Source organism: Tissierella pigra, assembly GCF_009695605.1.
Lineage (GTDB): Bacteria > Bacillota > Clostridia > Tissierellales > Tissierellaceae > Tissierella > Tissierella pigra.
Genome location: NZ_VUNQ01000001.1, coordinates 194,152 through 217,732, shown reverse-complemented (window position 1 = coordinate 217,732; position 23,581 = coordinate 194,152). Strand labels below are relative to the sequence as shown.

At 29.5% G+C, this 23,581-nt stretch carries 24 protein-coding genes and 1 riboswitch; of the genes, 21 read left to right on the top strand and 3 right to left on the bottom strand.

All coding sequences use genetic code 11. The annotated features are described in order from the left end of the window. The first annotated feature begins 17 nt into the window (after nt 1-17). The 13 genes from priA to FYJ83_RS01120 all read left to right on the top strand — a co-directional run bounded on the left by priA (nt 18) and on the right by FYJ83_RS01120 (nt 13,053). Complete coding sequence (priA, locus tag FYJ83_RS01180) at nt 18-2,489, top strand: primosomal protein N' (protein ID WP_154438262.1); 2,472 nt, start codon at nt 18-20, stop codon at nt 2,487-2,489. A gap of 11 nt (nt 2,490-2,500) precedes the next feature. Further along, a complete protein-coding gene (gene def, locus FYJ83_RS01175) occupies nt 2,501-2,983 on the top strand; it encodes a peptide deformylase (protein ID WP_154438260.1) in 483 nt (160 codons plus the stop codon). 2 nt (nt 2,984-2,985) lie between these two features. Beyond that, a complete protein-coding gene (fmt, locus tag FYJ83_RS01170; RefSeq protein WP_154438258.1) occupies nt 2,986-3,915 on the top strand; it encodes a methionyl-tRNA formyltransferase in 930 nt (309 codons plus the stop codon). Nucleotides 3,916-3,934: 19 nt separating this feature from the next. Then, a complete protein-coding gene (locus FYJ83_RS01165) occupies nt 3,935-4,633 on the top strand; it encodes a zinc metallopeptidase (protein WP_154438256.1) in 699 nt (232 codons plus the stop codon). Between the two features lie 58 nt (nt 4,634-4,691). Further along, nucleotides 4,692-6,038 (top strand): 16S rRNA (cytosine(967)-C(5))-methyltransferase RsmB, encoded by a 1,347-nt coding sequence (gene rsmB, locus FYJ83_RS01160; protein WP_154438254.1) that lies wholly within the window; start codon nt 4,692-4,694, stop codon nt 6,036-6,038. Between the two features lie 56 nt (nt 6,039-6,094). Then, nucleotides 6,095-7,147, top strand: coding sequence for a dual-specificity RNA methyltransferase RlmN (rlmN, locus tag FYJ83_RS01155; protein WP_154438252.1), 1,053 nt, complete (start codon nt 6,095-6,097; stop codon nt 7,145-7,147). 12 nt (nt 7,148-7,159) lie between these two features. Continuing rightward, entirely contained in the window at nt 7,160-7,891 is a 732-nt protein-coding gene (locus FYJ83_RS01150) for a Stp1/IreP family PP2C-type Ser/Thr phosphatase (protein ID WP_154438250.1), read from the top strand. A 13-nt stretch (nt 7,892-7,904) separates the two neighbouring features. Continuing rightward, nucleotides 7,905-9,866 (top strand): Stk1 family PASTA domain-containing Ser/Thr kinase, encoded by a 1,962-nt coding sequence (pknB, locus tag FYJ83_RS01145; protein ID WP_154438249.1) that lies wholly within the window; start codon nt 7,905-7,907, stop codon nt 9,864-9,866. Between the two features lie 9 nt (nt 9,867-9,875). Then, nucleotides 9,876-10,751, top strand: a complete 876-nt coding sequence (gene rsgA / locus FYJ83_RS01140) for a ribosome small subunit-dependent GTPase A (RefSeq protein ID WP_154438247.1) — start codon at nt 9,876-9,878, stop codon at nt 10,749-10,751. Nucleotide 10,752: 1 nt separating this feature from the next. Next, nucleotides 10,753-11,400 carry a ribulose-phosphate 3-epimerase gene (gene rpe / locus FYJ83_RS01135; protein ID WP_154438245.1) on the top strand — a complete coding sequence of 216 codons (648 nt, stop codon included), beginning with the start codon at nt 10,753-10,755 and terminating at the stop codon, nt 11,398-11,400. A 43-nt stretch (nt 11,401-11,443) separates the two neighbouring features. After that, nucleotides 11,444-11,543, top strand: a riboswitch (TPP riboswitch). A 56-nt stretch (nt 11,544-11,599) separates the two neighbouring features. Then, on the top strand, nt 11,600-12,148 hold the full coding sequence (gene thiT, locus FYJ83_RS01130; RefSeq protein WP_154438244.1) for an energy-coupled thiamine transporter ThiT: 549 nt from the start codon (nt 11,600-11,602) through the stop codon (nt 12,146-12,148). A gap of 16 nt (nt 12,149-12,164) precedes the next feature. Next, on the top strand, nt 12,165-12,800 hold the full coding sequence (locus FYJ83_RS01125) for a thiamine diphosphokinase (RefSeq protein ID WP_154438242.1): 636 nt from the start codon (nt 12,165-12,167) through the stop codon (nt 12,798-12,800). An 82-nt stretch (nt 12,801-12,882) separates the two neighbouring features. Next, entirely contained in the window at nt 12,883-13,053 is a 171-nt protein-coding gene (locus FYJ83_RS01120) for a hypothetical protein (RefSeq protein WP_154438240.1), read from the top strand. Nucleotides 13,054-13,099: 46 nt separating this feature from the next. Here the strand turns inward: FYJ83_RS01120 and rpmB are convergent, their stop codons facing one another. Continuing rightward, the gene (rpmB, locus tag FYJ83_RS01115; protein WP_094900042.1) at nt 13,100-13,291 is read right to left on the bottom strand and encodes a 50S ribosomal protein L28; all 192 of its coding nucleotides are present in this window, start codon (nt 13,289-13,291) and stop codon (nt 13,100-13,102) included. A gap of 206 nt (nt 13,292-13,497) precedes the next feature. Here rpmB and FYJ83_RS01110 point away from each other — a divergent pair, with 206 nt between their 5' ends. The 6 genes from FYJ83_RS01110 to FYJ83_RS01085 all read left to right on the top strand — a co-directional run bounded on the left by FYJ83_RS01110 (nt 13,498) and on the right by FYJ83_RS01085 (nt 19,173). Then, a complete protein-coding gene (locus tag FYJ83_RS01110) occupies nt 13,498-13,854 on the top strand; it encodes an Asp23/Gls24 family envelope stress response protein (protein ID WP_154438238.1) in 357 nt (118 codons plus the stop codon). Nucleotides 13,855-13,872: 18 nt separating this feature from the next. Then, nucleotides 13,873-15,492, top strand: a complete 1,620-nt coding sequence (locus tag FYJ83_RS01105; protein ID WP_154438236.1) for a DAK2 domain-containing protein — start codon at nt 13,873-13,875, stop codon at nt 15,490-15,492. Between the two features lie 50 nt (nt 15,493-15,542). Beyond that, on the top strand, nt 15,543-17,603 hold the full coding sequence (gene recG, locus FYJ83_RS01100) for an ATP-dependent DNA helicase RecG (RefSeq protein WP_229768445.1): 2,061 nt from the start codon (nt 15,543-15,545) through the stop codon (nt 17,601-17,603). A 66-nt stretch (nt 17,604-17,669) separates the two neighbouring features. After that, entirely contained in the window at nt 17,670-18,227 is a 558-nt protein-coding gene (gene rsmD, locus FYJ83_RS01095) for a 16S rRNA (guanine(966)-N(2))-methyltransferase RsmD (protein ID WP_154438234.1), read from the top strand. Nucleotides 18,228-18,238: 11 nt separating this feature from the next. Continuing rightward, complete coding sequence (coaD, locus tag FYJ83_RS01090) at nt 18,239-18,721, top strand: pantetheine-phosphate adenylyltransferase (RefSeq protein ID WP_154438232.1); 483 nt, start codon at nt 18,239-18,241, stop codon at nt 18,719-18,721. Between the two features lie 5 nt (nt 18,722-18,726). Beyond that, entirely contained in the window at nt 18,727-19,173 is a 447-nt protein-coding gene (locus FYJ83_RS01085) for an ATPase (protein WP_154438230.1), read from the top strand. Here FYJ83_RS01085 and ylbJ read toward each other — a convergent pair. Both ylbJ and FYJ83_RS01075 read right to left on the bottom strand, forming a co-directional pair. Next, nucleotides 19,166-20,380, bottom strand: coding sequence for a sporulation integral membrane protein YlbJ (ylbJ, locus tag FYJ83_RS01080; RefSeq protein WP_154438228.1), 1,215 nt, complete (start codon nt 20,378-20,380; stop codon nt 19,166-19,168). The two genes, FYJ83_RS01085 and ylbJ, sit on opposite strands and share 8 nt — an antisense overlap. 53 nt (nt 20,381-20,433) lie before the next feature. Continuing rightward, on the bottom strand, nt 20,434-21,678 hold the full coding sequence (locus FYJ83_RS01075) for a nucleotidyltransferase (RefSeq protein ID WP_154438226.1): 1,245 nt from the start codon (nt 21,676-21,678) through the stop codon (nt 20,434-20,436). 113 nt (nt 21,679-21,791) lie between these two features. Between FYJ83_RS01075 and FYJ83_RS01070 the strand changes: the two genes are divergently transcribed. Both FYJ83_RS01070 and FYJ83_RS01065 read left to right on the top strand, forming a co-directional pair. After that, nucleotides 21,792-22,988: an acetate/propionate family kinase gene (locus FYJ83_RS01070; RefSeq protein ID WP_154438224.1), complete on the top strand. Its 1,197-nt coding sequence runs from the start codon at nt 21,792-21,794 to the stop codon at nt 22,986-22,988. A 66-nt stretch (nt 22,989-23,054) separates the two neighbouring features. Beyond that, nucleotides 23,055-23,573 (top strand): YceD family protein, encoded by a 519-nt coding sequence (locus FYJ83_RS01065; RefSeq protein ID WP_154438223.1) that lies wholly within the window; start codon nt 23,055-23,057, stop codon nt 23,571-23,573. Nucleotides 23,574-23,581: the final 8 nt, after the last annotated feature.

The following is a 23,581-nucleotide window of genomic DNA, read 5'->3' as shown; positions in this document are numbered from 1 at the left end:
TAAAAGGAATGATAAGTTTGAATATAAAATACGCACAAATAATAGTAAATAATAGGTCATCACAAGTAGACAGACCATATACATATATTATTGATGAAGAATTGAAAGATATTGTAAAAGAAGGTATGAGAGTTGTGATCCCTTTTGGAAGGGGAAACAAGCTAATAAAGGGTATAGTAATTAAAATTATAGGCAATACCCCTTATAAAAATGGATTAAAGAAAGTAGTAGATGTTTTAGATGATAAACCTTTAATATCAAAGAAATTAATTGATTTAAGTATTTGGATGAAGGAATACTATTTATCATCTTATTTAGATGCCTTTCAACCAGTTTTACCTCCGGGAGATTTTAAAGAAATAAATACCTTTATTGAATTAGTAGATAAAAAGAATCATGATAATGTAAATGAAGAAGAAGCTAAAATTATCTCTTATTTAGGAAATAAGGAAAAGACTCTTTTAGAGTATTGTAAAAAAGATTTGAGAATAAACAATATTAATAAAATATTAAATGATTTAGAATTTAAAGGTATTATAGAAACTACAATAGATGTGAAAACAACTGTAGAAAAAAGAACGGAAAAATGGATTCAAATATTGGATACGAATCTTTCTCTATTGGATATATATAATAATATTGGGACAAGAGCTACTAAACAAAGAGAAATAATGGAATATATTTTTGACACACAAGATATTTCATTTAAAGAACTTTCAAAAAAGCTGAATACCACTTTATCTACAGTAAGAGAAGTTGAAAAAAAAGGTTTGGTTAAAATATATGATAAAGAAATAAATAGAGAACCTATAAAAAAAGATATTAAATACTATAAAAAACATGATTTATCATTGTCTCAAAAAAATATATTTAATAAAATCATGAATTCTATTGAAAAGCAATCAGAAAGAAATAAATTTTTACTTCACGGAGTAACTGGAAGTGGCAAAACAGAAATTTATTTGCAGCTAGTGGAAGAAATGCTAAAATCAGGTAAAGATTCAATTATTCTTGTGCCGGAAATTTCTCTTACACCTCAAACCATTGATAGATTTGTAGGTAGATTTGGTGATTTAGTAGCAGTATTACATAGCAGATTATCCTATGGAGAGAGATTTGATGAATGGAGAAAAATAAGGGAAGGCAAGGTAAAAATAGTTGTAGGTGCTAGGTCCGCAGTATTTGCTCCTTTTAAAAATCTAGGAATTATAATTATTGATGAAGAGCATGAAGCAACTTATAAATCTTCCCAAAGTCCTAAGTATAATACTATTGAAGTTGCAGAAAAAAGAGTTGAATTAGAAAATGGTATTTTAGTTCTAGGATCAGCAACTCCTTCCTTAGAAACTTATTATGAAAGTTTAAATGGTAGGTTCACTCTTTTAGAATTAAATGAAAGGGTAAACAATTATAAACTACCAGAAGTAGTTGTAGTAGATATGAGAGATGAGTTAAATAAAGGAAACAAATCTATATTTAGTACAGAACTACATAACGCTATAGATGAAAACTTAAAAAAAGGAAAACAGACTATTCTTTTTTTAAATAGAAGAGGATTTTCCACCTTTATATCCTGTAGAAATTGCGGATATGTGGTTAAATGCAATAATTGTGATATATCAATGACATATCATAGAAATATTCACAAACTAAGATGTCATTATTGTGGTTTATCTATTAATCCACCTAATATTTGTCCTGTATGTAAAAGTGAGTATATTAGATATTTTGGAATAGGAACTGAAAAAGTAGAAGAAATTACCAGAGAATTTTTTCCACAAGCAAGAATAGAAAGAATGGATATGGATACTACAAGTAAAAAAGGAAGTCATGAGAAAATCTTAGGAAACATGAAAGATGGAAATATAGATATTTTAATAGGAACTCAAATGATTTCAAAAGGTTTAGATTTTAAAAATGTAACTTTAGTAGGTATAATAGCAGCAGATGTTACTTTAAATTTACCAGACTTTAGAGCCCCAGAAAAGACATTTCAACTGGTGACTCAAGTAGCAGGAAGAGCAGGAAGAGGAGAAGAAAGTGGAAAAGTCATACTTCAAACTTATGATCCAGAGCATTATAGTATAAACTTTTCAAAAGCCCATGATTATAAAAGATTTTATACTACTGAAATAAGTTTAAGGAAAGAATTTTTATATCCTCCTTTTCTAAGTCTTATTAGTTTACTAATATATGGAGAGAATAATAACAAAGTTGCAACTGCAGCAAATGAAGTATATAATTTAATTATTAAGGATATAAATTGGATTGAAAAAGACAATATAGATAAATATATTATTGGACCATATCCTGCACCATTAGAAAAAATAAAAAATAATTATAGATGGCAAATACTGATTAAATCTAAGGAAGAAAACTTAAATATTTTAAAATCTTTATTAAAAAGGGTGTGTATAGAAAATCAATATAAATTAAAAATAGATGATGTGAAAATTAGCATCGATATTGACCCAAATTCAATACTATAGGAGGAATATAAATGGCATTACGAGAAATAAGACTATCAGATGATCCAATCTTAAGGAAAAAATCAAAGGAAATAACAGAGATAACTGATAGAATAAAAATCTTATTAGATGATATGGTAGATACAATGAATGAAGCAGATGGAGTAGGACTTGCTGCACCACAGGTAGGTATCCTTAGACGTGCTGTAGTAATAGATATAGGTGAAGGACCTATTAAGCTAATAAATCCTGAGATATTAGATGTAGAAGGTGAAGTCATAGATATAGAAGGATGTTTATCAGTTCCGGGGAAATCAGGTACAGTATGTAGGCCAGAGTGGGTAAAAATAAAATATATAGATATAGATGGAGAAGAAAAAACTTTGGAAGGAAAAAATCTTTTAGCAAGAGCAATTTGTCATGAAATTGATCATCTTGACGGAATTTTATATACAGATAAGATGATCGAAGAAGTGGAATTAGAAGATGAAGAAGATATAAATAACGAGGTGTAATTATGAAGATAATTTTTATGGGAACTCCAGATTTTGCCATACCTTCATTAGAATCATTATATAAAAATGGACATTCTGTGGAGTTGGTTATAACTCAAAAAGATAGACCTAAAGGAAGAGGAAAAAAAGTTCAATATACTCCCGTTAAGGAAAAAGCATTGGAATTAGGAATAGAAGTTTTTCAGCCTGATTCAATTAATGATATAGAATCAGTTAATAAAATTAAAAACATAAACCCAGATTTTATTGTTGTAGTTGCCTATGGTCAAATATTAAAAAAAGATATACTTCAAATTCCTAAATATGGTTGTTATAATGTACACGCATCTTTATTGCCTAAATATAGGGGTGCGGCTCCCATAAATTGGTCTATAATAAATGGTGAGAAAGAAACAGGAGTTACTATTATGGAAATGGCAAAAGGATTAGATTCAGGAGATATGATAATGTGGGACTCTATTCCAATAAGCTTAGATGATGATGCCATCACTGTACATGACAAGTTATCTATACTAGGAGGAGAATTAATAGTAAAAGCATTAGATGATATTAAAAATGGAGTGGCAAATAAGATACCCCAAGACCATAATATTTCAACTTATGCAGCTATGTTAGATAAAAACTTAGGAAAAATTAACTGGAATGATAGTGGTGAAAATATAATAAACTTAATTAGAGGTTTAAAGCCATGGCCATCAGCTTATATACAATATAAAGATGATATTGTTAAAATACACAAAGCTACATTAATAGAAAAATTTAAAGAAGGAAATAATGGACAAATAATAAAAGTAGATAAACAAGGTATATATGTAAACTCTAAAGATAAAACTATTATATTGGAAGAAATACAGTTTCCAGGAAAGAAAAAACTTAAAGTAGAAGAATATTTAAGGGGTAATTCCATAGAGGAAAATATTATTTTAAATTAGAGTTGAGAGGAGAATAAAAATGTATGGAAATATTTATGGTGGTGGATACTATAGTTCATGGATGATATTTGTTCTTCCTGCTATGTTGTTTGCTTCCTATGCTCAATTAAAAATTAATTCCGCATTTAACAAATATTCAAGGGTATCTAGTGACACAGCATATACTGGCTCTCAAATAGCAAGAATGATTTTAGATAGAAATGGGCTTTATGATGTAAGAGTAGAACAAATAAGTGGAAAATTGACAGACCACTATGATCCTAGGGCAAAAGTTGTACGTTTATCAAGTGGCATTTATAGTGGAAATAGTATTGCATCTATGAGTGTGGCTGCCCATGAGGTAGGTCATGCTATACAACATGCAGAAGGATACTTCCCTCTTATTCTTAGGAACAATATAGCTCCAATAGCTAATTTCAGTTCAAGATTAGTATGGTTATTTATTATTATTGGGTTTGCTATTTCTCCGTTTTTCATTGAACTTGGTATTGCATTATTTTTATCTGTAGTGCTTTTTCAAATAATAACTTTACCAGTAGAATTTAATGCCAGCAGTAGGGCCTTAATTCAACTGGAAAATGGAATAATGGCAAGAGATAAGATTAAACCAGCAAAAGAAGTGTTAAGAGCTGCAGCATTGACTTATGTAGCTGCTACTTTAGTAGCTATTGGGGAGCTTCTTAGATTGTTGGCAATGACAAATAGAAGAAGAGATTAATATTATGGGGGACTTTCCCCCATTTTTTTGAATAATAATATAAACAAGAGGTGTTAATATGGGGTTATCAGCTAGAGAAGTGTCATTGAATATACTATATGATATTTTAATAAATGAGGCATTTTCAAATATATCTATAAAAAAATATTTAGATGAAGAAAATCTAATACATATGGAAGAAAACTTAGTTAGAGAAATTGTATATGGGGTGTTGGAAAATGATATATATATAGAATATATTATTTCAAAAGCATCTAAGATTAAATTAAAGAAAATTCATCCAAAGATTCTTATTATACTTAAAATGGGAATATACCAACTTATATTCATGGATAGAATACCAGAAAGTGCAGCAGTTAATGAATCAGTCAATCTAGCCAAAAAACATGGTCATAAAGGTACTATTAGCTTTGTAAATGGGATTTTAAGAAACATAATAAGAAACAAAGAGGAATTTATAAAAATTGAAAAGAAAAATAAAGCTGATTACATTTCAATTAAATATTCCCATCCAAAATGGATGGTAGAAAGATGGATAAAAGAATTTGGAGAAGATTTCACTGAAGATTTATGTAAGAAAAATAATGAATCACCAGAATTAAATATAAGAGTGAATACATTGAAAACCAATAAAGAGAAACTAAAGAATAGTTTAAATAATTATGGATTTAAAGTTAGAGATTCCATATATGCTTTTGATTCTTTGATTGTTGAAAATCCAACTAAAATAACTGAAGTTTTAGAGTTTAAACAAGGTCATTTCTTTATTCAAGATGAAAGCAGTACCTTAGTTGGACAAATTATGAATCCAAATCAAGGAAGTACTATTATAGATATTTGTAGTGCTCCAGGAGGAAAATCCACACATTTAGGGCAAATTATGAATAATAAAGGAAAAATTTTAAGTATGGACATATACCAACATAAATTAAGACTTGTTGAAGAAAATGCAGAAAGACTAGGAATTAATATTATTCAAACTGCCATATCTGATGGAACTAAAATGGAAGAATCCTTAATAAATGTAGGAGATTATGTATTGGTAGATGCTCCATGTTCTGGACTAGGACTAATTAGAAGGAAACCAGAAATTAAAAGAAATAGAAAAGAAGAAGATATAAAAGAGTTAGTAAATATTCAATATAAGATTTTAAGCAATGCAAAGGAATACCTTAAAGTAGGTGGGATTTTAATCTATAGCACTTGTACTATAGAGAAAGATGAGAACAGCAATATAATAAATAGATTTTTGGAGGAAAATAAAAATTTTAGATTAGTTAGTATTGAAAACAGACTTCATAATAAAGAAAATATTGAAACTTTAAAAGATGGATATATACAGTTGTTCTCTCATATTCATAATACAGATGGATTTTATATAGCAAAATTGACAAAAGAAAGATAGATATATATTAAGGAATTATGTATAATATTATATTAGGATAAGATTGAGGTGATTGCTTGGATAAAATTGAAATTAATAGTTTGACTTTAGATGAACTAAAGAACTATATGGTTAGTATAGGAGAAAGAGCATTTAGAGGAGAACAGATATTTTCATATTTTCATAGAAATAAAAAAATAAAAATTGAAGATTTAAATCTTTTACCAGAAAAACTTAGGAATTATCTTGAGACCAATGTAAAAGTCAATGAGTTAGAAATATATAAAAAATTTACTTCTCAGATTGATAATACTAAAAAATATTTATTTTTATTAGAAGATATGAATATAATAGAGTCAGTTGCTATGGAATATAACCATGGATTAACAGCTTGTATATCAACTCAAGTAGGCTGCAAAATGGGATGTGCATTTTGTGCATCTACTAAGGAAGGGTTAATAAGAAATTTAACACCAGCCGAAATGATAAATCAAATTTACATGATGGAAGAAGACTTGGGAAAAAATATTTCAAATATTGTATTAATGGGCAGTGGAGAGCCTTTGGATAATTATGAGAGTGTCATGAAGTTTTTAAATATTATTCATAGTGAGAAAGGGCATAATATCAGTCTTAGAAATATTACTCTATCAACTTGTGGAGTGGTTCCTAAAATATATGATCTTGCTAAGGAGGACATACCAATTACTTTATCTATATCATTACATTCTCCTTTTGATGAAGATAGAAAAAAGATTATGCCTATAGCTAAGAAGTATTCCATGGAGGAATTGATAAAAGCTTGCAGGGATTATTCAGAAACTACTAATAGAAGAATTACTTTTGAATATACATTGATTCAAAATATAAACGATAGAGATGAAGATATAAGTGAGTTAAAAAGAATTTTAAAAGGATTAAAATGTCATATTAATCTGATTCCTTTAAACCCAATTAAAGAGTTTAGAAAGGATAGATCAAATAGAGATAATATAGAGAGAGTTAAGAAAGAGTTAAATAAAGCTAATATTAATGTAACTATTAGAAGGGAAATGGGTGGAGATATTAGTGCCTCTTGTGGGCAGTTGAGACGTGCTGTTACTGAGGATATTAACAATAAAAGAGTTTAATGGGGTGGTATTATGGTCATTGGAGCTATTTCCGATGTGGGAAGAGTAAGAGAAAACAATCAAGATGCTTATTATGTTTCAGGAGATTTATCATTTCCTTTATACATGGTAGCAGATGGCATGGGTGGACATAACGCTGGAGAAGTTGCAAGTGGTATGGCAATGAATATTATTGAAAAAAGATTTTTAGAGTCTAAAGACGAATTAAAAGATGAAAATATGGTAATTAAATTAATAAAAAAACTTATAGAAGAGGCAAATACGAAGATATATCTTAAATCTTTGGAAAATGAAAAATATAAAGGAATGGGGACAACCATAACTTTATCATATATATTTAATGAAAAGATATGTATAGGTCATGTTGGTGACAGCAGAGCTTATTTAATAAGAGACAGAGAGATGCTACAAATAACAGAAGACCATTCTTTTGTAAATGAACTTTTAAAAACTGGAAGTATAACAAAAGAAGAAGCAAAGACACATCCTAAGAGAAATATGATAACTAGAGCTGTTGGGACTAGCAGTATTATAGAGATGGATTTAATAATTAAAGAATATACTAAAGACGATATTTTAATATTATGCAGTGATGGACTTTTCAATATGTTAAAAGAATTTGAAATAAAAGATGTTTTTATAGAAGAGAAAGATATTCAAAAAGCCTGTGATACTTTAGCAACTATGGCTAATAACAGAGGTGGTCTTGACAATATCACTGTGTTAGCTATTAAATTTAATTAGATGAGGTGAAAAGATGATAGGCAAGATTTTAAGTGGTAGATATGAAATATTGGAGCAAATTGGAGGCGGAGGAATGGCCTTAGTATATAAGGCAAAATGTCAGCTTCTAGATAGATTTGTAGCCATAAAAGTTTTAAAAGATGAATTTGTAAATGATGATGAATTTGTAAGAAAGTTTAGAAGAGAGTCTCAGGCGGCTGCTAGTCTCTCTCATCCTAATATAGTAAATATCTATGATGTAGGAGTAGAGAATGACGGAAATAATCAAATTTATTATATAGTCATGGAATATATAAAAGGTAAGACATTGAAGGAAATTATAAAAGAGAAAAACAAACTATCCATTGAAAATACATTAGAATATTCATATCAGATTGCAGGAGCTTTAGAAAATGCTCATAAAAATGGGATAGTCCATAGAGATATAAAACCTCATAATATTATGATTACAGAAGATAATAGGGTTAAAGTTACAGACTTTGGTATAGCAAGAGCGGTGACAAATTCTACAGTAACAACTACATCTAATGTATTGGGTTCGGTTCATTACTTTTCTCCAGAACAGGCAAGAGGCGGATATACAGATGAAAAGTCAGATATATACTCTCTTGGAATAGTTATGTATGAAATGGTTACAGGTCAACTTCCATATCAAGGAGAAAGTCCAATTACAGTTGCTTTAAAGCACGTTCAAGAGGACATTAAGCCGCCTAGAGAATTAAATAGCAGTATACCAGTAACCTTTGAAAATATAATCTTAAAATGTGTTCAAAAAAGACAAGCCGATAGGTATAGTAATATTACAGAGTTAATAAAAGATATTAAAAGAGTAGAAGATAATATTGGAGATTTTAGCATGGAAGATACAAATAATTATGATTCTCATACTAAAATAATTCCAGCAATTAATGTAGAGGATGTTGATACTATGAAAAAAACCAAAGATATAAAACAAGTAAAAAAACCTAAGAAAAAAGACAGTGGTGGTAAAATGGTATTCTTAGGTATATTGTTGGCATTTTTATTGGCTACATCTATATTTTTTGGTTACTTCAGATTAAAGAATTTCTTTGTTGCAGGGGATTTAATTACTGTTCCAGATTTACGAGGTAAACAAGAAGAAGTTGCTAAAAAAGAAGTTGAAGACTTAGGATTACAGTTTAAAGTAGTTGCAAGAGTTAAAAACAGTGAATTTAAAGCTGGAGAAGTAATCTCTCAAAATGAAGATCCAGATTCAAAGGTAAAAAAAGATTATCCTATAGAAGTAACCATAAGTGAAGGAGATAATTTAGTGAAGGTTCCTAATGTAGTAAATAAACCTTTAGCAGAAGCAGAATCAATGTTAAATGATGAGGGACTGAAAGTAGATTTACAATATGAGAATTCAGATACAGTGCCTGAAAATACAGTAATTAGACAAGAACCAAATAGTGGAGAAAGTGTAGAAACAGGTACTAGAATTACCTTAATAATAAGTCAAGGTGAAGAAGTCAAATCTGTAATTATGCCAAAATACACAGGAAAAAACATTGAAGAAGTAAAGAAAGATATAGTCAAGCTAGGTCTTGTAGTAGGAGAAGTAAGAGAAGAGCCAAATGATAATTTAGAAAAGGGAATAGTTATTTGGCAAAGTTACAATCAAGGAACGACTTTAGAGACTAAAACAGCTGTAGATTTATATGTAAGCAGTGGTCCAATTGGTGATACAGATAATGATAATGGTGATAATGATGATAACAATGAATCAGGAAATAAAGAAAGTCCAATAACATTTACCTTGACTCTCCATCAAGATAGAGAGGAAACTAGGATAAAAATCATAAGAATTCAAGAAGGAATTAGTAAAATTGTTCATGAAAAAACATATAAAGCAGATGAAGGTATAGTTACTCTAACCCTTCAAGGGAAAAAAGGTTCTCAGTTTGAAGTATACTATGATGATATGTATCAAGATACCATTCCTAAAAATGAATAGGAGGAGTTTATGCTAAAGGGAATAATAGTAAAAGGTGTCGGTGGTTTTTACTATGTAAAAACAGAAGATAATATAATTGAATGTAGAGCGAGAGGAGTATTCAGAGAAGAAAATCTAACTCCTTTAATTGGAGATAAAGTAAGGATTAGAATAAGTGATGAAGATAAGACAGGATATATAGAAGAAATCTATCCAAGGAATTCGCAACTACTAAGACCTCCAGTAGCAAATATTACTCAAGCCATTATAGTTATGAGTATAAAAAAACCAGATATTAATACATGGCTTTTAGACAGATTTCTTTTAATGGCAGAATATGAAAATCTGGAAGTCACCATATGTCTAAATAAATCTGATTTAGATTTAGATAAGGGATCCAGGCTTAAAAACATATATGAGACAGCTGGATATAAAGTGATTATGACAAGCGCAATAAATCATATTGGTATAGAAGAATTAAAAGATACACTAAATAACAATATTTCAGTTTTTGCAGGTCCTTCAGGAACAGGCAAATCTTCACTTTTAAATGAAGTAAACAAAAATTTCAAACTAGAAACTGGAGATGTAAGTGCTAAAACTAAAAGAGGTAAACATACTACTAGACATGTGGAGCTATTAGAGTTAGATGATAATACCTTTGTTTTAGATTCACCTGGATTTAGCTCTTTAAATGTGGATTTTATTGAAGAAGAATCTGAACTTAGGGAATATTTTAGAGAAATAAGAGAATATGGACAAAAGTGTAGATTTATTAGTTGCCTACATGGAAATGAGCCAGATTGTGAAGTAAAAAATCAAGTAGAAAAAGGAAATATTTCAAAAGATAGATATGAAAATTATTTGCTTTTTTTAGAAGAGATAAAAAATATAAGGAGGTACTAAAATGGCTAAAATCGCACCTTCGTTACTTTCAGCAGATTTTGCTAATTTAAAAGAAGATATAGAAAAAGTAGAAAATGGTGGTGCAGACTATCTTCACCTAGATGTAATGGATGGAATCTATGTTCCCAATATTACCTTTGGACCTCCAGTTATAAAAAGCTTGAGAAAGGTAACTAAACTTCCCTTTGATGTACATTTAATGATAGATAGACCTGAAAGATATATTAAAGACTTTGTAGATGCAGGAGCAGATTTAATTACAGTGCATGAAGAGGCAACTATTCATCTTCATAGAACTATACAGGAGATAAAATCTTATGGTGTTATGGCAGGTGTTTCGTTGAATCCTGCTACTCCATTAGAGAATATAGAGTATATTTTAGATGATATAGACTTAGTACTTATTATGACTGTAAATCCTGGATTTGGTGGTCAATCTTTTATTGAAGCAATGAAAGATAAAATAAGAAAACTAAGACAAATTATTGATAATAAAGGTCTAGATATTATAATTCAAGTTGACGGGGGAGTAAAGCTTGGCAATGCCAGGGAAATCCTAGATTGTGGAGCTGACTTATTAGTAGCTGGTTCTGACATATTTGGAGCTGAAGACGTAGAAAAGCGAACTAAAGAATTTAAAGAGTTGTAAAAATTATATTCTATGATATAATGTAATCAATTGAATAGAAAAATTTTAGCACTAGGGGAGCCAAAAGGCTGAGAGCGGATTTATCCCGACCCTTATGACCTGACCTGGATAATGCCAGCGTAGGGAAGTGTGTATTAGCCTTTAAATACCCATTACCTATTGTTGGCAATGGGTCTATTTATTTAAAGGAGGAATTTTAATGCAAAAAAGATGGAGTGTAAAGATGTTGACAGAAGGTGGTATGATGATTGCATTAGCAACCATACTAAGTTATATTAAGGTATATGAAGCACCGATGGGTGGTTCAGTAACTGCTGGGAGTATGATTCCAATAATGTTATTTGCAATTCGTTGGGGTATATTACCAGGAGTAACCGTAGGTGGTGTTTATGGAATATTACAATTTATACTAAAACCTTATTTTTATCATCCTTTACAATTTATTTTAGACTATCCTTTAGCTTTTGGGTTATTAGGATTAGCAGGAATTGCATATTATATAAATGAGAAGGAATCATTTAAAGGGTATATATGGGTTTTTCTAGGTGTCCTTATGGGAATATTGGGTAGAATGTTATCCCATGTTTTATCAGGTGTAATATTCTTTGCTGAATATGCAGGTGACTTAAACCCTTGGATTTATTCAATACAGTATAACGCTTACTATCTTTTACCTGAGTTAATTATTTCTTATATAGTAATTGCGATTATATGGAAACCTTTAGAAAAAGCAATAAAAGCAAAATAACAAAAGGAAGTGCAGTATGAAGGGATTAATAGTTTCAAGTGGAACCATTACTAATTATAATAGGTTAAAAGAAATAATAAATGAAGTGGATTATATTATATGTGCAGATGGAGGCATGGAACATCTGATGAAAATAAATAAGCTGCCAAATGTGATTTTAGGAGACTTGGACTCAATAAGTAAGTTAACTTTAGAATATATAGTAAATAAAAACATTCCCATTGAAAAGTATTCATCTATTAAGGATTCAACAGATACAGAATTAGCTATGGAGTATTTAATAGATAGAGGATGTGATGAAATCGTACTTATGGGAGTAACAGGAACGAGACAAGACCATACAATGGCAAGTATATTGTTACTTGATACCTTATATAATAGAGGAATTAAGGCAAATATAGTAGATGATAACAATATAATTTATTTAACAGATAACTATCTGGAAATAGAACACTTAGAAGGCCATTATACTTCTGTTATACCTATATCAAATACTGGAATAATCGTATCTTTAAAAGGATTTTTCTATAACTTGGATAATAAACTTATTCCTTTTGGTTCCACCCTTGGGATTAGCAATAAAATCGTTGAAGATATTGGGATAGTTAAAATCCATAAGGGAAAAGCGCTAATATTTATATCAAAAGATTAAACATAGGATGTATCCTTGAAGTTTTTGTAACTATTTATTAAGTACATGAATAGAATATATCAAAGTACTTAGGGGTGTTCTTATGAAATGGTTTTGTTATAAATATATTAGAAGAATGAAAAAAATAGTAGGCATAACTTTGGCGGTTTTAGGACTATTGATTATTATAAAATTTATACCCATAGAGGTTCTACTAATATTCATAGGAATAGGGCTGCTTGTTATGGGAGGATTGATTCTAAAAATAAAATAAGGCTTTCCTTTATAATAATGGAAGCCTTGTTTTATTTTTTACATAATTATAATGCTCTTTCAACATATCCAGATCTTAAACATCTAGTACAAACATTAACTTTTTTTGTTCCACCATTAACAACAGCTCTTACAGATCTAATGTTAGGTGACCAACTTCTTGAACTCTTTTTATTTGAGAAAGTAACTTTGTTACCAAATACTTTTCCCTTTCCACATACTTCACAAACTTTCGCCATTCCAAACACCTCCTTAACTATATGAAAATACTTATAAGTATTTTTATACTTCAATAATAACACATTATATTCTAACACAATAATCGGTAAAAATGCAACTAAAATGTATTATTATATTATTATAATCATATGATTTAGTTGAACTATTTTAAAATTTGGGGTAAAATATAAAATATGGCATATTTAAAATAAGGAGGCGATTATTTATGTCAGCCAAAACTAATACCGAATATGGAGTAATTAGTATAGATGATAATGTCATAGCTACTCTTGCAGGAATATCAGCAATGGAAAGTTATGGTATAGTAGGTATGGCTTCTAAGAATGCGACAGATGGATTGTTTGAACTGTTAAAATCAGATTATTTAGCTAAAGGCATTAAGGTCTATACAAAAGATGAAAAATTGACAATTGATTTGCATGTTATATTAGAGTACGGAGTAAGAATTTCTGTAGTTGCTGAAAACATAATAGAAAGAGTTAAATTTAATATTGAAAATTTAACAGGTCTAAAAATAGACCAAATAAACGTACATGTACAAGGCATTAGAGTTGGAAAGTAGTCTAAGGAGGTACTATAATTGAGGATAGAAATTCTAGATGGAGCAATGCTAAAAAAAGCATTAGCAGGTGCAGCAAAGTTCCTAGAAGATAATAAAGAGGAGGTAAACTCCTTAAATGTTTTTCCTGTTCCTGATGGAGATACAGGTACAAATATGTCGCTTACAGTAAATTCTGCTATTAAACAAGGAATTAATTTAGATGAAGATAGTGTTAGCAAAATAGCATTGTCCACATCCCATGGATCACTTATGGGAGCTAGAGGTAACTCAGGTGTTATTTTATCACAACTTTTTCGTGGATTTGCAAATGGATTGAATGGAAAAGATACTGCAGATATTAAAACAATTGCAGAAGCATTTAAACAAGCATCTGATACTGCATATAAAGCTGTTATGAAACCAACAGAGGGTACTATTTTAACAGTAGCTAGAGAGTGTGGAGAATATGCAATATCCATTAGCAAACAGGAAAAGGATATTTTAATTTTTCTAAAGAAAGTAATAGAACATGGGGAAAAAGCCCTTGCTAGAACTCCTGAAATGCTTCCAGTTTTGAAACGAGCGGGAGTTGTAGATGCTGGAGGTAAAGGTTTAATATATGTCTTAACAGGGGCCTATAACGCCTTAGCAGGAATAGAAAATATTGAAATTAAACCTGAAGTGAAAAATATAGAGAAACAAGACCGTACTCATCATGAACATATAGATACTGATGATATTAAATATGGATATTGTACTGAATTTATAATCAATACCAACTATAAAGATATTGAAACTTTTAGAGAGGAATTATCTGTTCAAGGAGACTCCTTACTAGTAGTAGGAGGAGAAGGTCTAATAAAAGTTCATGTTCATACAAATAATCCAGGGACAGTACTACAAAAGGCTTTAAGTCTTGGAGAATTAAATGACATAAAAATCGACAACATGAGATATCAGCATGAAGAAATTCTTCTAAAGTCAGAGTTGTCGAAGCCAAAGAAACCATATTCTTTTGTTGCTATATCAATAGGAGAAGGAATAGATGAAGTATTTAAGGGACTTAATGTAGATACTTTAGTTTCTGGTGGTCAAACTATGAATCCTAGTACAGAAGACATTCTAAAGGCTATTGAAAATACTACAGGAGAAAATGTCTTTATTCTTCCTAATAATAGTAATATTATTTTAACTGCAGAACAAACTAAGGAACTTAGCGATAGAAATGTTGTTGTAATTCCTTCTAAGACAATACCACAAGGAATAGCGGCTTTACTTGCCTTTGATGAATCAAAATCCTTGGAAGAAAATACAGACACTATGAAAGAAGCAATAACCTATATAAAAACAGGTCAAGTTACTTATTCTGTTAGAGACACAGAATTTAATAATACAAAAATCCAAAAGGATGATATTATAGGGATTGCTGAAGGAGATATAGTAGCCAGTGGGAAAGAGATAAATGAGGTTTCCATTAAGCTACTGGAAAATATGGTTGATGAAGATACTTCGTTGATTACAATCCTATATGGGAGTGATTTAAGTGAAGAAATGGCGGAAGATTTAGAAAAGCACTTATCTGATTTATATGATGATTTAGATATTGAATTAATATGTGGAGGTCAACCAATATATTATTATATATTTTCCGTAGAATAAACCCCTGCCTTTGGCAGGGTTTTATTAATATTATAAACTTGGAGGAATTTATGGAATTATTATCAATGAATATCCAGTATATAAAGGGTGTAGGACCAAAAAGAGCTTCAAGATTTAAAAAACTAAATATAAATACAGTGGAAGACTTGTTATATTTTGTTCCTAGAGACTATGATGATAGGTCTCAGGTTGGAGATTTAAGAGAATTTAAGACAAATGAAAAGGCAACCTTGGAAGTTGAGATAATAGGTAAAGGAAATATAATAAGACCTAGAAAGAATTTATCGATTTTAAAAATTCCTGTGAGAAATAATATGTCTGATGGATATTTAACTTGGTTTAATCAAGATTACTTAAAAGACAAGTTTCTTATAGGTGAAAAAATAATTGTTAATGGAAAAATAAATAGAGTTGGGCGAGAAATTCAAATAATGAATCCTGTTTTTGAAAAGGTTGGTAAAATGGATAAAGTAGGAAGAATAATACCTATATATCCACTAACAGAAGGATTAACAAATAATGAAGTAATAAAGGTTATTAAATATACTATTAGTGAATATTTACATGGTATTGATGAATTTCTACCTTTAGAAATAATAAATAAATATAAATTAATGGGAATTAAAGATGCTATTATAAATATTCATTTTCCAGGAAGTAAAACATTACTTGAAAACGCTAGAAAAAGATTGGCATTTCAAGAGTTGCTGACTTTACAAATAGGTCTTTTCACTATTAAGAATAAGACTGTAGGCAATAATAAAGGAATAAAATTTAAAGAAACCATTGAAGTAACTGAGTTCATTGAAAAACTGCCTTTTAAACTTACAAATGCTCAAATTAAGGTATTCAAAGAGATTGAAAAGAATATGGAATCTAATGTTCAAATGAATAGATTGGTACAAGGAGATGTAGGTTCAGGAAAGACCATAGTGGCTATTCTTGCTATATTTAAATCTATATTGTCAGGTTACCAAGCTGTAATGATGGCACCTACAGAAATATTAGCAAGTCAGCATTATGAATCCTTTAAAAATTTTTTTAAATCCTATGATATAGAAATTGAATTACTAGTAGGAAGCCTATCTCCAAAAAGGAAAGAGGAGATATTGGTAAATTTGAAACAAGGAAAAATAGATATATTAATAGGAACCCATGCTCTTATTCAGGAAAATGTGGAGTTCAACAAACTTGGACTTGTAATTACAGATGAACAACATAGATTTGGTGTAAAACAAAGAGCCATTTTATCTCAAAAAGGTCACAACCCAGATACCATAGTAATGACTGCAACTCCAATTCCAAGAACTTTAGCACTTATTTTATATGGGGACTTAGACATTTCAATTATTGATGAGCTGCCACCAGGACGAAAAGAAATTGAGACCTATGCTGTGGGTAAAGAGATGATTGAAAGGGTTAATAATTTTATTAGAAAACAAATTATGGACGGAAGGCAAGCATATATAGTATGTCCATTAATAGAGGAATCTGAAACACTAGAAATAAATGCAGCGGAAGAATTGTATATAAATTTTAAAGACAATGTATTTAAAGAATTTAAGGTTGGATTATTACATGGAAAAATGAAGTCTAAAGAGAAAGATGCTGTAATGGAAGAATTTAAAAATCATAGATTGGATATATTAGTTTCCACTACAGTTATTGAGGTAGGAGTCAATGTACCGAATTCAAATATTATGGTTATTTACAATGCTGAAAGATTTGGTCTTGCTCAATTACATCAATTAAGGGGAAGAGTTGGCAGAGGAGAGTATCAATCCTACTGTATACTTATAAATGAAAGTAAAAACCCCATATCCAGGGAGAGAATGAGAATACTACAAAGTTCTAATGATGGTTTTAAAATCTCTGAAAAGGATTTAGAACTACGAGGTCCTGGAGAATTTTTTGGAACTAAACAACATGGATTACCAGAATTAAAAGTTGCAAATTTGTTTAAAGATATGGATATTTTAAAAGCTGCACAAAAAGAAGCAATAAATATTATTAATCAAGATAGTAGATTAAATGCAGAAAAATATAGAGAATTAAAGAAAACAATACAAAATCTCTTTTCAAATTCAGGTGAAAATTTAACATTTAATTAATTTATGTTTTAAAATAGAAAATATATGATAAAATATTAATGACATTGGTTTTAAGGAGGAAATTATTTGAGAGTAATATCAGGACTAAGAAAAGGACATAGACTAAAATCTCCTAAGGGAATGAATGTTAGACCAACAGAAGATAAAACCAAAGAATCATTGTTTAATATATTAGGACATATAGATGAGGATAGCATTATACTAGATGGATTTGGAGGTTCTGGTTCCATGGGAATAGAGTTTCTAAGCAGAGGAGCCAAGTTATGTTACTTTGTAGATAATTCTATGGATAGTATAAATATTATTAAAGAAAATTTAGCTCATACTAAATTTACAGATCGAAGCTTTGTGATAAAGTCAGATATTATAGTATCCATAAGAAATTTTAGGGATAAAAAACTTGAATTTAATTATATCTATCTAGACCCACCTTTTTTTAAAGAAGGATTTATTCAAAATATTTTAGAAAAAGTTAATGAAGCTAATATACTGGCAGAAAATGGTCTAATAATAATTGAACATGAGAAAGAATTAGAATTAGAAGAAATATTATATAGCTTTGAGAAAACAGATTTAAGAAGATATGGAAGTAAATCCTTATCATTTTATAGAAAAAGACAATAAGGAGGAAATATATGAATGCTATATACCCAGGTAGCTTTGATCCAGTTACTTATGGTCACTTAGATATTATAGAGAGAGCTGCAAAAAAAGTAGACAACCTAATAGTAGCTGTATTAAATAATCCATCGAAAAAGAATACATTTTCATTGGAGGAAAGAATTGATTTACTAAAAGAGGTTACAAAGGGATTTCACAATGTTACAATAGATTCATTTTCAGGACTTCTCACAGACTATGCTGTAGAAATGAACTGCACTACTATGATTAGAGGTCTGAGAGCTGTTTCAGATTTTGAATATGAAATGCAAATGGCCTTAGTAAATAAAAAAGTCAATGATGATGTTGAAACAATGTTTATGGTTTCTAGTAGTCAATATGCCTATTTAAGCTCAAGTATTGTAAAGGAAGTAGCCATGTTTGGCGGTAAAATTTCATGTTTTGTTCCTGAAGTAGTAGAATTAGCCTTGAAAAATAAATTTGAAGGAGGATTATAATACATATGGAAGTATTAAAATTAATTGATGAAATTGAAGATATTGTAGAATCTGGAACAAGTGTACCCTTTTCTGGAAAGGTAATGGTAGATAAATTTGAAATTTTAGAGATATTAAAAGAAATAAGAATAAAATTGCCAGATGAAATAAAACAAGCAGCATGGATAAAAGATGAAAGACAAAGAATTTTAGCAGAAGCACAGAAAGACGCAGATACTTTACTGAAAGAAACAGAGTATAGATTAGAAGGATTAGTTGATCAAGATGAAATTACAAAAAAGGCAAACTCCAGAGCAGAAGAAATAATTACAAAGGCCCAGTCAAATGCTAAAGAAATTAGAATAGGAGCACTGGAGTATGCAGATAGCTTAATGGAAGAAACTCAAGAAAACTTAAAAGAGTTAATTCAATTAATAAATGAAAATAGAAAAGAGCTAAGGGGACCTAATTAAATCTTTTAGGTTTCCTGAATATTAATGATATAAGTACAGATAGTATAAAAATATATATACTAATAGTTAAAGCCAGTTTAGCAGAGCTAGTTAATAAATAGACCCAATCTAGTAATTCAAACTGCCCATAGGAGGTTGAAAAATTTGAAAATGTAGGTTGTATATAGTTTTTATATTTTACAATATATATTATATAACCCAAAATACTTGCAAGTATTCCATGAAGAAATTTTGAAAATATATAAAGCTTACTATTTATATCTGTTCTATTAATAAAACTAAGAGCTTGACTATGAATAGAAAGACCACTCCAGCCAATTATAAAGTTTATCAATGATATTTTATAAATAAAATCTATATTTGCAGCTGCAATATTTTTGCATCCCATAGTAACCTCAAAGATTCCTGCAACAAAACCTTTGACTATTTGCAAATCTATTGACAACATATTACTTAATAAATATAAAAAATTATTTATGAACTTCATATTAAATAGTACTTCTACTAGAACAGAATAAAATATTACTAAGCCACCAATTAATATTATGGTATCCATACTTTCTTTGACCGCTTCCGTTATCAAAGAACCTATGGATTTTTTTGTTTTTATCCAAGAATCATAAGAATCTTGAATTTCTTCAAAAATATTTTTATTTTTCTTATTAAATTCTATATCATGTGATTTATAAGATCTAAATAATAACCCTAGACATAGGACTGCTAGATAATGTGGAATTATAATAAGAGGTCCTATACTAGAATCATTTAACATTCCAATACTAACAGTTCCCAGCATAAAAAGAGGACCAGAGGTACTGGTAAAGCATATTAGTTTATTACCTTGATTTTTTGTTATTAAACCTTCTTCCCTCAATCTAGATGTTAATTTAGCTCCAACAGGATATCCTGATAATATGGACATTGTTAAAGGGAATACTCCTTTACCTGGTATATTGAATAAAGGTCCGATTAAAGGCTCTAATAGCTTTCCTATAAGGTCAACAAACCCTAAGCCTATAAGTATCTCGGATATAATAAAAAATGGTAAAAGAGAAGGCAATATAATATTAAACCATATTGATACTCCTGATGTAGCACTACTTAATGAAAGTTTGGGATTAGCAATAATTCCAAACAGCGTGAAAATAATAATTATTAAAAATAATAAAGTAGAGTAGTTTTTTTGATTTTTACTTTCTGCTCTCATATGTACACCTCCTATAAATCATATTATGAATTATAGGAGGACAATATGATGAGTTATTTAATATAAGGTGAATTATAATAATCCATATTTGATAAGACTATTGAAGATTCTAATCCCATGAAAAATATATCCGTAGCCCTTTTATCAAACATAAGAATTTTTTCTAGAGAATTATCTTTGAAATGTTTATAATCAGCGAATTTAGTTATAATAGGTAAAGAAGAATTTTTTTTAATTTTATTAATAAGAGTTAGACCGTTTTTTCCAGCACCTAAAACACGGACATAGGAGGGGTAAATATTATAAAGTTCCCAAAAAGTTTTTTTATCAAGCTGATTTAGCAAATGAATAAATAATCTTTGAATACGGGTTCGAGGATAACGTTTAGTGACTATACTATTGATTATTTCCTTAATATTGTTATTTTTATTTCCATAGTTCACTATTCTATTTTCAAGACCAGGTTCTATATCCAGTAAAGATTTAAGTTTTTCTATTTCTATAGTTCTAATTAAATAAAGTAATATTTGATTATAGTTTTCAAGAAGATTAAATTTATGATATTTTTGTAAATATTCTTCTAAATGATAGTATGTTTCAAAAGGTACTAGATTCTTAATGGAAGGTAATCCATTGTTTATAATAGAATTCCTTATTCCTGTTGCACTGGCAAAATCATTAGATAAGTTTAAGTCATTGTAGTCTTTACCAGACCTTTTGATTGTAACTGGCTTTATTTTAGAATTTAGGTTTATTAAGCTTTTTAGATATTCTATGCCTAATATATTATTGGACCTATTAAGTATTTCTTGATAATTATATGTATTATTAATATGGTATTTATTTATATAATTATTGAGAGCATTGCTTCTTGAAACTGAGTAAGATAAACCTAACGATAGATTATATCTTAGTATTTCCTTATAAAAATCTGGTTCAACTGCTAATATAGAAGCTAAAGTATTTAATGGTTCTAAATCTCCGATTTCACTGCCGAAAGATATATAATCTACAATATTTAAACTATCTAAAAGCTTTATACCTCCATAGGCAAACAATTCTGCACTTTGGGTTGAAAAAATAAATGGTAGTTCCAATACTAAATCTACACCATTGTCTACTGCCATTTTAGCCTTAGTCCATTTATCAATAAAAGAAGGTTCTCCCCTTTGTAAAAATGAACCACTCATTATTGCTATGGAGTAATCAGCTTTAGCTTTTCCCATAGATTCTTCTAGGTGGTATTTGTGACCAAAATGAAAAGGATTGTATTCAGTAATAAATCCAACTACTGTCATAATAACCTCCAAAAATATATTTTCTTTTATTATACCATATCATGTTGATTTTTTAACACAAATGTAATATTATGAAATATAGATAAAAACAATTAATAGGAGGAATAAAAAATATGAAGATTCTTGTAATCAACTGTGGAAGCTCTTCATTAAAATATCAACTTATAGATATGAATGGAGAAGAAGTACTTTGTAAAGGACTTGTAGAAAGAATAGGAATTGAAGGTTCTAGAATTAAACATGATACCACAGGTAAAGAAAGAGTAATAATTGAAGAGCCAATGGCTAACCATAAAATTGCTTTAGGTTTAGTACTTAATGCTATTATTGATGAAAATCATGGAGCTATAAAATCCATGGATGAAATAGGAGCAGTAGGACATAGAGTTGTACATGGTGGAGAAACATTTGCATCATCTGTTATAATAGACGATGAGGTTATGAAGGTTCTTGATGAATGTATTGAGTTAGCACCTTTACATAATCCACCAAATATTACTGGAATAGAAGCTTGTAAAGAATTAATGCCAAATACACCAATGGTTGCAGTATTTGATACAGCATTCCATCAAACAATGGAGGCCGATAATTATATATATCCTATTCCTTATGAATATTATGAAAAATATAAAATAAGAAGATATGGTTTCCACGGAACTTCTCATAAATATGTAGCATTAAGAGCTGCTGAAATATTAGGTAAAGATATTAAAGATTTAAATATTGTTACTTGTCACTTAGGAAATGGTTCCAGCGTATGTGCAGTACAAGGTGGAAAATCTATGGATACAAGTATGGGATTCACACCATTAGAAGGATTAGCAATGGGAACTAGATCAGGAGATATTGACCCTGCTATAATTCCATTTATTATGGGTAAAGAAAATATGACTTTTGATGAAGTGAATAATATGCTAAACAAACAATCAGGTGTATTAGGAATATCTGGAATCAGTAGTGACTTTAGAGATTTAGAAATTGCTATGGAAGAAGGAAATACAAGAGCAAAACTTGCTTTAGATGTATTCGTTAATAGAGTTAAAAAATATGTAGGTGCTTATGTAGCTACTATGTGTAGAATAGACGCCTTAGTATTTACTGCAGGTATTGGTGAAAATTCAAGCTACATTAGAGAAAAAGTATGTGAAGGCTTAGAATGTTTAGGACTTAAAATTGATAGTGAATTAAATGATGTAAGAGGCGAGGAAGCTCAGCTTAACAAGGATTTAACTTCTGCTACAATACTTGTTATTCCTACAAATGAGGAGTTAATGATAGCTAGAGATACTTTAGAATTAGTATCTAAATAATATTATTCTTGACAAATTGACGCCTCCTTTATATAATTATCTTTGTTAGTCTAAGAGGTGAAAAGTATGATAATTGATTTATCAAGTTTTCTTGATGGAACTAATGATTTTTTGCATTTTGATGGACAATTGGAATTAAAAAGTTTCAAATTAGGTGCAAGAAACATTGAGATAGTTGGACCCGTAAAATATGAAGGTGAAGTATTTAAGGTAGATGGGGAAAAGACAATAGATATTAAAGTGGATTATTCCTATAGTGAAAATTGTCATAGATGTTTAAAGCCTGCTACTAATCAAATAAAAACTAGAGTATCTGGAAAACTTGCAAAAGGAAAAGAAATATCTGATGATGAATATGATGGCTATGATGAAGTGTTCTCTTATGAGAATGATTCTATAGAAATTGATGAGTATATTCTAAATCAAGTGGTTGTTTCTTTACCGATGAAGTCCTTATGCGATTCTGATTGCAAAGGATTATGTTCTATATGTGGAGCAGATTTAAATAATACAAAATGTAATTGTATTCAGGAAAATATCGATCCAAGATTTGAAAAATTAAAGAATTTTTTTCCTAAGAATTAAGGAGGTGT